General features: G+C 66.0%; 14 protein-coding genes. 12 read left to right on the top strand and 2 right to left on the bottom strand.

Annotation, left to right across the window (positions count from 1 at the left end; genetic code table 11):
* Nucleotides 1-53: 53 nt before the first annotated feature.
* The 4 genes from dut to CIK75_RS04090 are packed head-to-tail and all read left to right on the top strand — an operon-like array spanning nt 54 to nt 2,485.
* Nucleotides 54-563 carry a dUTP diphosphatase gene (gene dut, locus CIK75_RS04105; RefSeq protein WP_086999886.1) on the top strand — a complete coding sequence of 170 codons (510 nt, stop codon included), beginning with the start codon at nt 54-56 and terminating at the stop codon, nt 561-563.
* 53 nt (nt 564-616) lie between these two features.
* Complete coding sequence (locus CIK75_RS04100; RefSeq protein ID WP_086999888.1) at nt 617-1,357, top strand: DUF3710 domain-containing protein; 741 nt, start codon at nt 617-619, stop codon at nt 1,355-1,357.
* Nucleotides 1,350-1,757, top strand: a complete 408-nt coding sequence (locus tag CIK75_RS04095; protein WP_342744391.1) for a hypothetical protein — start codon at nt 1,350-1,352, stop codon at nt 1,755-1,757. Before CIK75_RS04100 ends, CIK75_RS04095 begins: the two co-directional genes overlap by 8 nt.
* A complete protein-coding gene (locus CIK75_RS04090; protein ID WP_086999890.1) occupies nt 1,754-2,485 on the top strand; it encodes a DUF3159 domain-containing protein in 732 nt (243 codons plus the stop codon). Before CIK75_RS04095 ends, CIK75_RS04090 begins: the two co-directional genes overlap by 4 nt.
* 66 nt (nt 2,486-2,551) lie before the next feature.
* Here the strand turns inward: CIK75_RS04090 and CIK75_RS04085 are convergent, their stop codons facing one another.
* Both CIK75_RS04085 and CIK75_RS04080 read right to left on the bottom strand, forming a co-directional pair.
* Nucleotides 2,552-3,265, bottom strand: a complete 714-nt coding sequence (locus CIK75_RS04085) for a TrkA family potassium uptake protein (RefSeq protein WP_086999892.1) — start codon at nt 3,263-3,265, stop codon at nt 2,552-2,554.
* The gene (locus CIK75_RS04080) at nt 3,262-3,954 is read right to left on the bottom strand and encodes a TrkA family potassium uptake protein (protein ID WP_086999894.1); all 693 of its coding nucleotides are present in this window, start codon (nt 3,952-3,954) and stop codon (nt 3,262-3,264) included. Before CIK75_RS04080 ends, CIK75_RS04085 begins: the two co-directional genes overlap by 4 nt.
* 146 nt (nt 3,955-4,100) lie before the next feature.
* On the opposite strand from CIK75_RS04080, the gene CIK75_RS04075 reads away from it, so the two are divergent.
* The 8 genes from CIK75_RS04075 (at nt 4,101) to CIK75_RS04040 (ending at nt 15,436) form a co-directional block, all read left to right on the top strand.
* A complete protein-coding gene (locus CIK75_RS04075; RefSeq protein WP_086999897.1) occupies nt 4,101-6,134 on the top strand; it encodes an APC family permease in 2,034 nt (677 codons plus the stop codon).
* Nucleotides 6,131-7,507, top strand: coding sequence for a TRAM domain-containing protein (locus CIK75_RS04070; RefSeq protein WP_086999899.1), 1,377 nt, complete (start codon nt 6,131-6,133; stop codon nt 7,505-7,507). The genes CIK75_RS04075 and CIK75_RS04070 overlap by 4 nt, the downstream gene beginning before the upstream one ends.
* 114 nt (nt 7,508-7,621) lie before the next feature.
* On the top strand, nt 7,622-10,327 hold the full coding sequence (gene acnA, locus CIK75_RS04065; protein WP_086999901.1) for an aconitate hydratase AcnA: 2,706 nt from the start codon (nt 7,622-7,624) through the stop codon (nt 10,325-10,327).
* Between the two features lie 104 nt (nt 10,328-10,431).
* Nucleotides 10,432-11,136 carry a GNAT family protein gene (locus CIK75_RS04060; RefSeq protein WP_086999903.1) on the top strand — a complete coding sequence of 235 codons (705 nt, stop codon included), beginning with the start codon at nt 10,432-10,434 and terminating at the stop codon, nt 11,134-11,136.
* 29 nt (nt 11,137-11,165) lie between these two features.
* Nucleotides 11,166-13,133, top strand: a complete 1,968-nt coding sequence (gene dxs / locus CIK75_RS04055) for a 1-deoxy-D-xylulose-5-phosphate synthase (protein ID WP_087000066.1) — start codon at nt 11,166-11,168, stop codon at nt 13,131-13,133.
* On the top strand, nt 13,130-13,717 hold the full coding sequence (locus CIK75_RS04050) for a DUF402 domain-containing protein (RefSeq protein ID WP_086999905.1): 588 nt from the start codon (nt 13,130-13,132) through the stop codon (nt 13,715-13,717). Before dxs ends, CIK75_RS04050 begins: the two co-directional genes overlap by 4 nt.
* A 76-nt stretch (nt 13,718-13,793) precedes the next feature.
* Nucleotides 13,794-14,366 carry a hypothetical protein gene (locus CIK75_RS04045; protein ID WP_086999907.1) on the top strand — a complete coding sequence of 191 codons (573 nt, stop codon included), beginning with the start codon at nt 13,794-13,796 and terminating at the stop codon, nt 14,364-14,366.
* Nucleotides 14,367-14,461: 95 nt separating this feature from the next.
* Nucleotides 14,462-15,436, top strand: coding sequence for an aldo/keto reductase (locus CIK75_RS04040; protein WP_087000068.1), 975 nt, complete (start codon nt 14,462-14,464; stop codon nt 15,434-15,436).
* Nucleotides 15,437-15,443: the final 7 nt, after the last annotated feature.

The raw sequence follows: 15,443 nt of genomic DNA, 5'->3' as shown, positions 1-15,443 counted from the left end.
CTCTCGTGGACGCATTGGGGCTGGACGGCAATCGGGCTAGAGTGAACACGGTCATGACCCTCAACGCCCTGGAGAATCCGGCTACGATGCCCGAGCAGCCCACCACCACCCTTGACGTCCAGCTAAAGATGCTCGACCCCGGCTTGGAGCCGCCGTCGTACGCCCACCCCGGAGACGCGGGGGCCGATCTGCGTACCCGCGAAGATGTGGTCCTGGAACCGGGGGAGCGGAAGCTGGTTCCCACAGGAGTGGCCATCGCCTTGCCGATCGGCTTCGTCGCGTTGGTCCATCCGCGTTCCGGACTGGCCACGAAAAAGGGACTCACCATCGTCAACGCCCCGGGAACCGTCGACGCCGGCTATCGCGGGGAGTTATGCGTGACCCTGCTGAACACCGACACGCGGACGCCGATCGAACTGAACCGTGGTGACCGGATCGCCCAACTGGTCATCCAACGCGTGGAGCATGCGGCGTTCATTCCCGTCGCCGAACTGCCCGATTCGGTGCGCGGAGCCGGGGGCTTCGGCTCGACCGGAGGATTCGCCGACACGGCAGCCCGCTGAGCCCACCCCACCTACTTCACCACCTGCGGCCCCACGGGCCGGGAGGAGCAACGATGATTTTCAAACGCCGCACCAATTCAACGAACGACGACGCAGCCACCACGCCCGAGGACGAGCAGCTCCCGGATGCCGACGTGGTCGCGGCCGGCAACGAACAGGGTCCCTTCGATATCGACGAGGCACCGGACCACGGGCACTACATCGACCTCGGAGCCCTGAAGATCGAACCGATCGAGGGCATGCAGCTGCGCCTCGAGGTCGAGGAGGGATCCCAGCGGGTCATCGCCGCGGCCCTTGAACTCGACGGTTCACGCCTGCAGCTCCAGGTCTTTGCCGCACCGAAATCCAGCGGCCTGTGGGATGGCATCTCAGCCCAGATCGAAGAAAGCATCGGCGAACAGAACGGCAAAATCGATCGGGTCGAAGGACGCTTTGGCACCGAATTGGTGGCCCGTGTCCCCGCCGACGGCCCCGATGGCGAGCAAGGATTCATGGTAGCCCGTTTCATCGGCATCGACGGCGGACGCTGGTTCCTGCGCGCAGTGGTGGGTGGACCGGCGACCCTGGACCGCGCCCAGGCCGAACGCCTCGAGGACCGACTGGCCCGGGTCGTCGTCGAACGCGGCAACCAGCCCATGCCTCCCCAGGAATTGCTCCCATTGACGATGCCGGCCGGCGCCGTCACCCGCTCGGCGAACGACGCCGAGGAAACCGAGGACACCACGGACAGCAGCAACGAACGTGGTCTGCAGGGCAGGCCGGAACGCGGACCGGAGATCACCGAAATTGGCTGAGCGTGGCGTCGCAGCCCGACGCCGCGGCCTGGCCTCCCGTTCGGGCGGATACACCGGGCCCGACCGGGCCGAGCGCTGTTACACCCTGGACCAGCTTCCCGAACGGGGCAGGGTGCTCGCCCGCGGCTTCGTGGAGAACATCAGGATCCTGCCCAGCGCCCAGGCACCGGTGTTTACCGCAGGCGTCGTTGACGCCCCGGCTCCGCCCGGTGGGCGACGGACCCCGGTGGCACGCATCGTGCTGGTCTGGAACGGCCAACGCCGCGTGCCCGGCATCGAAGCGGGCACCCGACTGCGTTTCGAGGGGATGATCGCCCGCGTCGACGGCGTGCCAACGATCTACAACCCCCGATACGAGATCTTGCCCGAGGACGAACATGACGTAGAGGACGAGGTATGAGCCAAAGCCCCGAGGGGGAGCCGACCCCGGATGAAGGTCACGACCAGGCAGAGGACCTCGGCCGTCGAATAGCCGAAGGATCGGGGATCCACCGGACCGCTGCCGGGCAGGTCGACGTCCTGAAAACCGTCGGGGGTGTCCGTGGCCTGATCGAGGCGCTGCTGCCGGGGATCGTCTTCCTGGTGGTCTTCATGATCCTGCGGGAGCTGAACCCGGCGCTGATTTCTTCCCTCGCCATTGCGGCCATCTTCACCGTCGCCCGATTGGTCCGCAAAACTGGGCTGACCCAGGCACTGACCGGCCTCTTCGGTGTCCTCATCTGTGCGGTCTTTGCCCGCACCACCGGCAATGCGCGTGACTTCTACGTCCCTGGCTTCTACACCAACGGTGCCTACCTGCTGGGCTTCGTGATCTCCATCGTGGTCCGTTGGCCGCTGATGGGCCTGGTCTTCGGCTTCATCCGCGGTGAGGGCGTTGATTGGCGGACCGATCGGGCCCGTCGCTTCTCCTATGCGGTGGCCACCTGGATCATCGCCGGGGTGATGGGGGCCCGACTCCTGGTTCAGCTGCCCCTCTATGCTGCGGACAACATCGAAGCACTCGGCGCGGCCCGCATCGTGATGGGCATCCCGCTCTACGCGATGGGACTCTGGCTGGCGTGGCTGGTTTCCCGGCCGGCCACCGGCGGCCAAACCCAACCAGAAGCCCCATCAGCCGCGCAGGACTGATTCCTGCGGGCCCACCCGGCAGGACTGGCCCGGCAGGGCCGCTGCCCCGCGGGTGGGGCACGCGTTTCAATCGCGGAAAGCGTCCGAAGCATCCTCTGATTCGGCGTCGTTCCGCGACCTGGTGTCCAAACGCAGAACCGCACGCAGATCGTTTTCGGCCGCAATCGCGGTAATGAAGAACAGCTCGTCGCCGCCTTCGATCACGTCATCGGGGCTCGGGGTGATCGCCAAATCATCACGCAGGATCGCCACTACTGCAGTGTCCTGCGGCCAGGGGACCTCGCCCAGTGTGGAGCCGATCAGCGCCGCATCGGTGGGGACCGTGAATTCAACCATGGACGTCACCCCGGTCTGCAGGGTGAGCAACCGCACCACATCCCCGACCTCGACGGCCTCCTCCACGAGGGCGGTCATCATGCGCGGGGTGCTGACGGCCACGTCGACGCCCCAAGCGTCGTCGAAGAGCCAATCGTTCTTCGGGTTATTCACCCGCCCCACGGTCCGGCCGACCCCGAATTCGCTTTTGGCCAGCAGGGAGACCACCAGGTTGACCTTGTCGTCACCGGTGGCCGAAACCACCACGTCGACGTCGGCAAGTTGGGCATCCTTGAGCGTGGTCAGCTCGCAGGCGTCCCCGAACAGCCACGTAGCACCCTGGACGCCACTGCGACCGACAACCTCAGGCTTCTCATCGATCAACAGGACATCGTGTCCGTGGGAGAGGAGCTCTTTGGCGATGGAGGAGCCGACGCTGCCGGCCCCAGCGATAACGATCTTCACAGGTTCTCCTCCTCGTCGGGTTCCTGGGTGGTGGGTGCCTTGGAGAGGATCCTGTCGATTTCCCCCATGGAAGCCACGGCCATCATGGCGTGCAGGATATCGCCCTGCTGCAGCCGGGCGTCGGGGCGGGGGATCTGACCTTCACCAAACCGGGTCAGGTAGGCGACCCGGATCCCTGACACCTCTTCGATTTCGGCCAGACTGCGCCCGTACCACCCATCATGGAGGGCGACCTCTCCGAGGATCAGCCGGCCCGAGGCCTCACGGAAGTCCCCGTTGATGCCTTGTTCGGGCAGAACCCGGCGGAGGACCTGATCGGCACTCCAGCGCACCGCTGCCACGGTGGGGATCCCCAGCCGCTGGTAGATCTCGGCCCGACCCGGGTCATAGATCCGGGCCACCACATGCGGGACATGGTAGTTTTCGCGGGCCACCCGGGTGGCCAGGATATTCGAATTGTCACCGCTGGAGACCGCCGCGAAGGCATAGGCATTGGCGATATCCGCCCGTTCCAGGGTTTCCCTGTCGAAGCCGACACCGCTGACCTTCTGGCCGGTGAAACCGCGGCGAAGGCGTCGGAACGCCCGGTCATCCTGGTCGATGATCGCCACGGTGTGTCCGGCGTCGTCCAAGGTATGGGCCAGCGTGACGCCGACGCGCCCGCACCCCATGATGACGAAATGGGCCATGCCTTGCTCCCCGTGGTTGTCGTACTGACGGCAGGGCCTGCGAAACCCCGTTGATGGCTTCCAGTCTCCCACGTCGGATCGCCCGCGCGCCCGGTGGCGGTGCGGCGTGTATGACAGATATGCCGTCCACGGGCTAACTTTGACTGGTGCTGACGTTTCTTGACGCGCTAAAACGGATCCTGGTTGGCAGACCATTCCGCACCGAACGGCTGAAACAGGCGCCACTGCGCCGCCGGCTCGCGCTTCCGCTGCTGTCCTCCAACGCGCTATCTTCCGTGGCCTACGCTCCCGATGAAGTGCTCATGACGCTGGCCATCGCCGGGCTCTCGGCGATCTACTTCTCGCCGCTGATCGGCATCGCCATCATGGCGGTGATGATGGTGATCATCGCTTCCTACCGGCAATCGGTGAAGGCCTACCCCTCGGGGCGTGGTGACTACGAGATCGCCAGCGTCAACCTCGGGGCCCGCGCCGGCACCACGGTGGCCTCGGCCCTCCTGGTTGATTTCGTGTTGACCGTTGCCGTCTCCATGTCAGCGGCGGCCCACTATGTGGTCGCGGCCTTCCCGTCCTTGAACGGGCACCAGGCGTTACTGGCCGGCGCCGGCGTCGTGCTCCTCGCCGTGCTGAACCTGCGGGGCCTGGGCCGTTCGCGACTGGGCAATGCGCTGCCCACCTATCTGTTCATCGGAGCCATGCTGGTGATGATCCTCGTCGGATCGATCAGCGCTGCCCTGGGCCGGCTGGGTTCGGCGCCCAGTGCGGGGTTCGATATCGTGCCGCAGGAGGGCTACGACCCGGCCCTGACCGGGATGCTGGGCGCCGTACTGGTTCTGCGCGCCTTCTCCACCGGCTCGGCAGCGCTGACGGGCATCGAAGCGCCCATCAGCAACGTCCAGAACCTCGCCCGGCCCCGGGCCCGGAATGCGGCATCGATTCTGTTGCTCCTGGGCCTGATTGCCACCGTCCTGACCCTGGGAACCATGTTCCTGGCCCGGGCGGCCCGAGTGCATATGGTTGAAAGTCCGCAACAGAATCTGAGCGCCGACGGCGGACCCATCCCGGGGGGCTACATCCAGAACCCGGTGCTCAGCCAACTGGCCCACGCGGTCTTTGGTGGGGGGAGCATCGGTTTCTACGTCATCCTGGCGGTCACCGTCGCCGTCTTGGGTATGGCAGGACATTCGGCATTCAGCTCCTTCCCCAACCTCGCCTCGCATCTGGCCACCGACGGCTTCCTGCCGCGGCAACTCCGGACCCGGGGAGACCGGCTGGGCTTCAGCAACGGCATTATCGCCTTGGGTGTCGGGGCCCTGGTGCTCGTTCTGGTCTTCGGTGCCCATGTAGCCACCCTGATCCAGCTCTACGTCGTCGGCGTTTTTGTCTCCTTCACGCTCAGTCAGCTCGGCATGGTCAAGCACTGGACCCGGCAGCTGGCGAGCACCGCCAACCAACGCGTGCGTCACCGAATCATGCGTTCTCGCCTGCTGAACCTCGTCGGATTCGTGCTGACCGCCGCCGTGCTGGTCATCGTGCTGGTCACCAAATTCATTTTCGGTGCCTGGCTGGCCGTGGTGGCCATCATGGCGATGTTCATGATCATGTCCTCGATCCATGCGCACTACGCCGCGGTCGACCGTGAACTGGCGGTCGATGAGCAGGGAACCACCAAGGCCCTCCCGGCCCGGGTCCATGCCCTGATCCTCGTCTCGACGCTGCGCAAACCGGTGTTGCGGGCCGTGGCCTTCGCCCGGGCCGGCCGCCCCTCCAAACTTGATGCCATCATCGTGGACATCGACCAGGAAGCCACGGCACGGACCGTCGCCGAATGGGAACGGCTGCAGATCCCGGTGCCCATCACCGTCCTGGCCTCGCCCTACCGGGAGACGGCGGCACCGATCATCGACTACATCAAGGGCATCAAATCCAATTCACCCCGTGACCTGGTGGTCGTCTACATCCCCGAATACGTCGTGGGGCGCTGGTGGGAACAACTGGTGCACAACCAGACGGCGCTTCGCATCAAGACCCGGCTGCATTTCGTCCCCGGGGTCGTGGTGGCCAGTGTCCCCTGGCAGTTATCCGAAGAAACCCATGGCAGAGCCCTCTTCGAACACGAACGCGGGATCACCGGGACCGACGAGGACACACGAGCGCACGACGGCGGGAGCACCAGTTGAGCCAGCGGGAAGAACCAGCGACGGGCGATCTGATCGACGTCGAGATCGGCGCCCCGGCCCATGGCGGCCATTTTGTCGCCAGACACCAGGGCAGGGTCGTCTTCGTCCGCCATGCCCTGCCCGGCGAACGGGTGCAGGCTCGGCTGACCGATGCCGGCGAGGGAGCCCGTTTCTGGCGGGCCGACGCCGTGGAGATCCTGCAGGGCTCCGAACACCGGGTGCCGCATTTCTGGCCCGAAGCCGATGCCCTGGCTCGGCATGCGGCGGGGGAGCTGCCGGTCGGCGGCGCCGAATTCGGGCATGCGGAGCTCGGCTACCAGCGGGAACTGAAATCCGCGATTGTCCGCGAACAACTTGAACGCCTGGCCGGCCTGGACGCGGCAGCCGTGGGTTTCACCGGCGTCGAGGAGGCGCCGGGGGAACGCGCCGACGGGCTGGGATGGAGGACCCGGGCGGCATTTAGCGTCGATACGGCGGGACGCTTGGCGATGAACGCCCACCATTCCGATCGGCTCGTTCCCATCCGCCGGCTGCCGCTGGCCGTCGAGGCGATCAATGACCTTTCACTGGCGGATTTGCCGTTGCACGGACTCGAACGGATCGAAGTCGCGGCACCTTCCGGTGGGGGAAGCCCGCTGGTGCTGCTCGTCGAACGCCCCGGCGCCAAACCGGGAGCCGCGACCCGCCTGGCCAAGGCCTTGCCGGAAGGCACCAACGCCGCGTTGATCACCCAGCACGGCGGTTCGGCAGCCGACGGGGCGGGAACCCTGCACCGGCTGCGTGGCAGGACCTGGGTGGCCGAACAGGCTGCGGGGGAGACCTACCGGGTCACCGGGGAGGGATTCTGGCAGATCCACCGCAGCGCACCCGAGGCTCTGAACGACGCCGTCCAAGCGATCCTGGACCCGCAACCGGGTCAGGTCTTCGCCGACCTCTATGCTGGCGCCGGACTCTTCACCGTGCCGTTGGCCTGGGCCGTCGGGGCCGAGGGGATCGTCCTGTCCATCGAGGGGGCCCCGGGAACCAGCAAAGATGCCCGCCGCAACATCCAGGGGCTAGATCAGGTCCTGATCCGCCAGGGCCGGGTCGAAAAGATCCTGCGCAGCGAGGCGGCCCGGTTGCCCCGGGGCCTGGACGGTGTGGTGCTGGATCCGCCACGCACCGGCGTCGGACGGGCCGGTGTGGCCGCGGTGAGCACCGCCAGACCGGGGAGGATCGCCTACGTTTCCTGCGATCCGGCGTCGTTCTCTCGGGATCTTCGCGACTTTGCCGCGAAGGGCTACGTCACCGAATCGGTACGGGCCCTGGATCTCTACCCGCAGACCCACCACGTGGAGTGCGTGGCGGCGCTGGTCCCGGCCGCCACCAGATAGACTGGGCCCGAGCTCTGCCGCAATCCCAACGTGCCTCCCGGCCGGTTAGGTTCGCCTTACTGGCGGGATGCCCGTGCGTGCAACAAAGATGAAAGTCTGGCGAGAGGAGTCCCAGTGAGTAATGTGGACAGCTTTGGTGCCAAGGGCGTATTGGACGTCCAAGGCAACGAATATGAAATTTTCCGGCTGAACGCGGTCGAGGGCAGCGACAGCCTTCCGTACAGCCTTAAGATCCTTCTGGAGAACCTGCTTCGGACCGAGGACGGCAAGAACATCACTGCCGACCACGTTCGTGCGCTGGCCCAATGGGATCAGAACGCCCAGCCGAGCACGGAGATCCAGTTCACTCCGGCCCGCGTGCTGATGCAGGACTTCACCGGCGTGCCGTGTGTTGTCGACCTGGCCACCATGCGTGAAGCCGTCGAGGACCTGGGCGGTGACCCGACCCGGGTGAACCCGCTGGCTCCCGCGGAAATGGTGATCGACCACTCCGTCCAGATCGACGTGTTCGGTAATAAGGACGCCATCGAACGCAATATGGAGATCGAGTACCAGCGCAATGGCGAGCGGTACCAGTTCCTGCGTTGGGGCCAGACGGCGTTCGATGACTTCAAGGTCGTCCCCCCGGGCACCGGCATCGTGCACCAGGTCAATATCGAGTACCTGGCCCGCACGGTCATGACCCGCGAAGTCGATGGCAAGCTGCGCGCCTACCCCGACTCCTGTGTCGGCACCGACTCGCACACCACCATGGTCAATGGCCTGGGTGTGCTGGGCTGGGGCGTCGGCGGCATCGAGGCCGAGGCGGCCATGCTCGGCCAGCCCGTCTCCATGCTGATCCCGCGGGTGGTGGGCTTCAAGCTCGCCGGCTCCATCCCCGCAGGTGCCACCGCGACCGACGTCGTTCTCACGATCACCGAACAGCTGCGCCAGCACGGCGTGGTCGGCAAATTCGTCGAGTTCTACGGCGAAGGCGTCGCCCAGGTGCCGCTGGCCAACCGCGCCACGATCGGCAACATGTCCCCGGAGTTCGGCTCCACCGCAGCCATGTTCCCCATCGACGATGTGACCCTGGACTACCTGCGCCTGACCGGCCGCTCCGAAGAGAACGTCGCCCTCGTGGAGGCGTACACCAAGGAACAGGGCCTCTGGCACGACCCGTCGAAGGAACTGCGTTTCTCCGAGTACCTCGAGCTGGACCTGTCCACCGTGGTTCCCTCCATCGCCGGCCCGAAGCGTCCTCAGGATCGCATCGAGCTGACCAGCGCGAAGGAGCAGTTCCGCAAGGACATCCACAACTACGCCGCCGGTGACGCCGACGATCGCAACGTGGGCCGTCCCTCGAAGTCCGTGGACGTGAAGACCGCCGATGGCCGCGAATTCTCGCTGGACCACGGCATCGTCTCCATCGCCTCCATCACCTCGTGCACCAACACGTCCAACCCCTCGGTGATGCTCGCAGCAGCCCTGCTGGCCCGCAACGCCGTGGACAAGGGCCTGGCCTCGAAGCCGTGGGTCAAGACCTCCGTCGCCCCCGGCTCCAAGGTCGTCACCGACTACTACGAGAAGTCCGGCCTGAGCCCGTACCTGGAGAAGCTCGGCTTCTACATCGTCGGCTACGGCTGCACGACCTGCATCGGCAACTCAGGCCCATTGGAAGCGGAGATCTCCGAGGCCATCCAGGCCAACGACCTCTCCGTCACCTCGGTCCTGTCGGGTAACCGCAACTTCGAGGGCCGGATCAACCCGGACGTGAAGATGAACTACCTGGCCTCCCCGCCGCTGGTCATCGCCTACGCCCTGGCCGGGACCATGGACTTCGACTTCGAGGCCGAACCCCTGGGCCAGGACGATGCCGGAACCGACGTCTTCCTCAAGGACATCTGGCCGAACCCCGTCGAGGTCCAGCAGGTCATGGACGCCTCCATCGACAAGGACATGTTCGCCAAGGGCTACGAGGGTGTCTTCGACGGAGACGACCGCTGGAAGGCGCTGGATACCCCGGCTGGCAACACCTTCGAGTGGGCCGAGGATTCCACCTACGTGCGCAAGCCCCCATACTTCGATGGCATGAAGGCACAGCCGGAGCCGGTCTCCGACATCGACGGTGCCCGCGTGCTGCTGAAGCTGGGCGATTCGGTCACCACCGACCACATCTCCCCGGCCGGCTCGTTCAAGTCCGATTCCCCGGCGGGACAGTACCTGCTGGCCAATGGCGTGGATCGTAAGGACTTCAACTCCTACGGCTCCCGTCGTGGCAACCACGAGGTCATGATCCGCGGTACGTTCGCGAACATCCGCATCCGCAACCAGCTCCTGGACAACATCGAGGGTGGCTTCACCCGCGACTTCACCCAGGACGGCGGACCACAGAACACGGTCTTCGACGCGGCGACGAACTACGAAGCCGAAGGGACCCCGCTGGTCGTGCTGGCCGGCAAGGAATACGGTTCAGGCTCCTCACGTGACTGGGCCGCCAAGGGCACCGCACTGTTGGGCGTCAAGGCCGTCCTGGCCGAGAGCTACGAGCGGATCCACCGCTCGAACCTCATCGGGATGGGCGTGCTGCCGCTTCAGTTCCCCGAGGGCGAGTCCACCTCGACCCTGGGGCTGGACGGCACCGAGTCCTTCTCGATCGCCGGGGTGACCGAACTCAACGAGGGGACCACCCCCTCCACGCTGAAGGTCACCGCCACCGCGCAAGACGGCTCCACCCAGTCCTTCGATGCCGTGCTGCGCATCGATACCCCCGGTGAGGCCGACTACTACCGCAACGGCGGCATCCTGCAGTACGTGCTGCGTCAGATCTCCGGCAGCTAACGGCAGATCCACCGCAGACGGGGCGGGCCATCCGGGATACCGGGTGGCCCGCCCTTTTGCGTGCCCGGGCCCGGCTGGCGCGGCGGGGGTTATAGGATTTGGAGATGGACGCACTGACCGACTCGTGGCCGCTCTTCGGCCTGCACCTGTCCACTCCGCGCCTGGAGCTGCGGGCGGTCACCGACGAGGACCTGCCGGCCTTCCAAGCTGCCGGGCTCAGCGGCATCCACGAGCCCGGGCGCAGCCCCTTCTCCCATCCCTGGACCGACGTCCCCGATGCCGAGCTGCCGGCGAACATGGCCCGCCATGTGTGGCGGACCCGCGCCCAGACGCAGCCCGGGGACTGGACGCTGTCCTTCGGGGTCTGGCATGAAGGCGAACTGGTGGGGATGCAGGATCTGCTGGGGCAGGATTTCGCCCGGATGCGACTGGTCACCACCGGCTCCTGGTTGACTCGTTCGGCCCAAGGACGGGGCATCGGTACGGAGATGCGCACCGCCGTCGTGCTCTATGCCTTCGACCACCTCGGTGCCCAGGTGGCCGAATCCGACGCCGCCAGCTGGAACCTCTCCTCGTTGGGGGTCTCCCGCGCGGTGGGCTATGAGGACAACGGGGTGACCCGGCGGATGTGGGGCGACTCCGCCCAGGAGGTACAACGAGTGCGGCTGACCTCCGAGCTGCTGCGGCGGCCCGACTGGTCGCTGCAGGTCACCGGGCATGACGCCGCCGCCACTTTCCTCGGTTTGCCTGAGTCCGCGCAAGCGGTGCCGGGTCGAGAACCCGTCGCCGTGCGCAGTACGATGGAATGATGTTTCCGGCTGCGAAAGGACGAACCGGCATGGGATTGCTCGAGACCATCCATGAGCCGCGCGATTTGCGTGGTCTGGGTGCGCAACAGCTTCAGCAATTGGCGGAGGAGATCCGGGCCTTCCTGATTGCCAACGTCTCCCGTACCGGAGGACATCTGGGCCCGAATCTGGGGGTCGTGGAGCTCACGTTGGGGATCCACCGGGTCTTCGATTCCCCGCGTGATTCCATCGTTTTCGATACAGGACACCAGTCCTACGTTCATAAGCTGCTGACCGGGCGGCAGGACTTCTCCACGCTGCGCCAACAGGACGGGCTCGCCGGCTACCCCGAACGCTCCGAATCGGTCCACGACATCGTCGAGTCCTCGCATGCCTCCAGTTCGCTATCCTGGGCCGAGGGCATCTCCCGGGCCCGGAAGCTTTCCGGGGAAGGGGACCGCTACGTCGTCGCCGTCGTCGGGGACGGAGCCCTGACCGGCGGCATGGCCTGGGAGGCCGTGAACAACATCGCCGCCGATAAGGATCGCCGGGTCGTGATCGTGGTCAACGATAATGGCCGGTCCTACGCCCCCACCGTCGGCGGTCTGGCCGACCAGTTGGGCGCCCTGCGCCAACGCACCCTGGATAAGGTCAGGACCCACCCCGTCTACGAAGACACCCTGAACTGGTGGAAGGACCGACTCCAGCAAGGCGGCGCCGTGAGCCGTTTTGCCTATAAGTCGCTGCACGCCACCAAGAAGGGCATGAAGGACTGGTGGGCCCCGCAGGGGCTGTTCGAGGATCTGGGCATGAAGTACATCGGCCCGATCGACGGACACAACCAGGAGGCCGTGGAAGAGGCCCTGCAGCAGGCTCGGCAGTACGAGGGCCCGGTGATCGTGCATACGCTCACCGAGAAGGGGCGTGGCTACGGTCCCGCCCTGGCCGACCCGAACGACCAGATGCATTCGGTGGGGGTCATCGACCCCGAAACCGGCGAACCCGTCTCCCGGCCCGGAGCCCAGTCCTGGACCTCGGTCTTCGGCGAAGAGATTGCCGAGATCGCCGACGAACGCCGAGACATCGTCGCCGTCACCGGAGCCATGCTCATCCCGGTCGGGCTGTCCACGATGGCCGCCCGCCACCCCGAACGGGTCATCGACGTCGGTATCGCCGAACAGCATGCGTTGACCAGCGCCGCCGGCATGGCCTTCGGTGGACTGCACCCCGTCGTGGCGCTATACGCGACGTTCCTGAACCGGGCCTTCGACCAGCTGCTCATGGACGTTGCCCTGCACCGCGCCGGAGTGACCGTCGTGCTGGACCGGGCAGGAGTCACCGGCCCCGACGGGCCCAGCCACCATGGCATGTGGGATATGGCACTGCTGCAATCGGTTCCCGGACTCTCCTTGGCGGCGCCCCGGGACGCCACCCGGCTGCGCGAGGAATTGCGCGAAGCCGTAGCCATCAACGATGCCCCGACCGTCCTGCGCTTCTCCAAGGGCAGTGTCGGTCAGGAACTGGAAGCCATTGAACGTCTCGACGACGGCGTGGACGTGCTGGCGCGGCACGGCGAAGGAGAGCGGGATGTCCTCGTCGTCGCCGTCGGTTCCATGGCCGGATTGAGCCTGGAAGTCGCAGAACGGCTCGAGGCCCAGGGGGTGAGTTCCACGGTGGTGGATCCGCGTTGGGTCCTTCCGGTCGCCCGATCCATCATCTCCTTGGCGGCGCGCCACCGGATCGTGGTCTGCATCGAGGACGGCGTGAAGGCCGGCGCCGTCGGCTCGCGGATCCGCCAGGAAATGCGTGCCGCAGGGGTCGATACGGCACTGAACGAAGTGGGCCTGCCGACGCAGTTCCTCAAACACGGTTCTCGGAACCAGATCCTGGAGCGGGTTGGCCTGACCGCCAACCAGATCACCCAGGACACCCTGGCCCAGGTGCTGGGAACCAAGGTCCCCTTCGCCCGGCCGCTACCCGGCCAGGATGCCCCCACCGGCCAGATACCCCGCCTATGAGGCGGCTAGAATCGTTGGCTGCAGCCCCCGGTGACATTTCCGTAGGTGACGTGGTGATCGCCCGGGCGTGGAAACATGATGGCTGGCCGCATTGGGTCGTCCCCGGCAGGTACCTGGGGGCCGACGAACACGGGCACTGGGTCATCCAACCGGCAGGTTCGCTGGTGGCCCGACCCGGCGCTGCCTTCGCCGCGGAGTCGGATGCCATTTGCCTGTTTCCCCACGCAGCCGATTGGGTCGCCACGTTTTACGACGACTCCCATCCCGGTCACTTCCGGCTCTATATCGATGTCTCCCGGAATCTGGGCTGGCAAGCGCTGAAGCCCGTCGGGTGGGAATTCAACTCCATTGATATGGACTTGGACGTGGTCCGTTCCACGCGCCGGGGCATCTACCTCGACGACGAGGACGAATTCGAGGAGCATGCCCTGTCCATGGGCTACCCCGAAGAACTGGCAGAGCGGATGCGTGCCGCCGCCCAGGAGTTGCTGGTGGGCGTGAAGACCCTGAAGGAACCGTTCGGGGTGTGCGCCGACGCCTGGTTCGAGCGCGGACGCCGGCTGCTGGCACAGGCAGTAGGCTAGATGCGTCGACGCGCCGCCACCGAAGCGGGGGCGCCGAACCACAGCATGAGCACAGGCCCGAACCGAGGAGAATCGCATGCCGATCCAGCGCACCTACCGCCGCGACGACGACGGGGTCCTGCAATTCCGTGAGGCCTGGTTCGAGCAGGGCGAGGGCGAGGAAGCCGGCCAGTTCGTGGTCAACCACGGCACCGTCGGAAATTTGTCCACCACCAAGGAAGCCGTCGACGTCGATGCCGAACGGGGGGCGGGTCTGATGGAGGCCTTCGCCGACCAGTGCGCCACGGACGGGTTTGCTCAACTGACCGGGGCCGACCAGTCGTGGGTGATTGCCCAATATGCGTTGAAGACCACCGAAGGAACCCAGCGCGACGAATACTTGCGCGATAAGGCGATGGAAGCGCTGCGCGGCCATCTGGCCTGGCGCGGTCTGGGCACGGTGGAGTCGAGCGACTTTGCCCCTCGTAAACTCAATATCCGCATCCTCTCCCCGGAGCCAGGCAAGGCGGTCACCGCGATCACCACGTGCATTCGGCAGGCCAAACTCGACTTCACCAAACTTTCCATCGGTGTGGCACCCCACGACGCCCCGGAGGCGGCCAAACAGAAGTATCCGATGCCGCCCAAGATTCCGTTCTCCGTGGCCTGATCCGGCCCAGTCCCGACCCGTCTTTTGAAAGGACGTACCCCGTGAGCTCCTCCGGCAATTCGACCCGTACCGCGACCGCCGAAACACCTCCAGATATGGAATACCGCCGTCTGGGCCGCTCGGGGCTGAGCGTCTCCGTCGTGGGCTTGGGGTGTAATAATCTGGGCCGCAGCGGTACCGCCACGGAATCACAGGAGGGGACCAACGCGATCGTTCACGCGGCGTTGGACGCCGGGATCACCCTGTTCGACACCGCCGACACGTACGGGCGTGAACCCGGACTCTCGGAGACCCGCCTGGGCAAGGCCCTGGGCAGACGGCGGGAAGACGTGGTGGTGGCCACGAAGTTCGGCATGGACGCCGGGGGAGCCAACGGACGGGATTTCGGTGCCCGCGGTTCCCGCAAGTACATCATGCAGTCGGTGGAGGCCTCGCTGGGCCGGCTGGGGACCGATTACATCGACCTCTACCAGTTCCACACCCCCGACGACCTGACCCCGATCGATGAGACGTTGGCCGCCCTCGATGACCTCGTGGCCTCCGGAAAAGTCCGCTACATCGGTCACTCCAACCGGGCCGGTTGGCAGATCGCCGAAGCCGAATTCACCGCCCGCGCCGGCGGCTACACCCGATTCATTTCCAGCCAGAACCACTACAACTTATTGGACCGTCGGGCCGAACTCGAGGTCCTCCCGGCCTCAAACGCCTACGGGTTGGGTGTGTTGCCCTACTTCCCGTTGGCCAACGGTCTACTGACCGGCAAGTACACGACCGGACAGGCGCCCACGGGCAGCCGGCTGAGCCACTCGCGGCAAAACCTGTTGGAGAGGGCCGATTTCGACCAGCTGGCCGAACTCGCCGATTTTGCTGCGGCCCGGCACCTGACACCGGTGCAGGTGGCCTTCTCCTGGCTGGCAGCCCAGGCACCGGTTTCCAGCGTCATTGCCGGAGCCACCCGGGTGGAACAAGTCCGCCAGAATGCCGCAGCAGCAGCCTGGAAGCCCACCGCCGACGACCTGATCGAACTGGACCGTATTTTCCCTCGTGAGCCGAAAGTCGCTCTCTTCTAGGAGGGGA

It is taken from the genome of Glutamicibacter sp. BW78 (genome assembly GCF_002332245.1).
Taxonomy (GTDB): domain Bacteria; phylum Actinomycetota; class Actinomycetes; order Actinomycetales; family Micrococcaceae; genus Arthrobacter_H; species Arthrobacter_H rhombi_A.
This window is presented reverse-complemented; position numbering and strand designations above follow the sequence as displayed.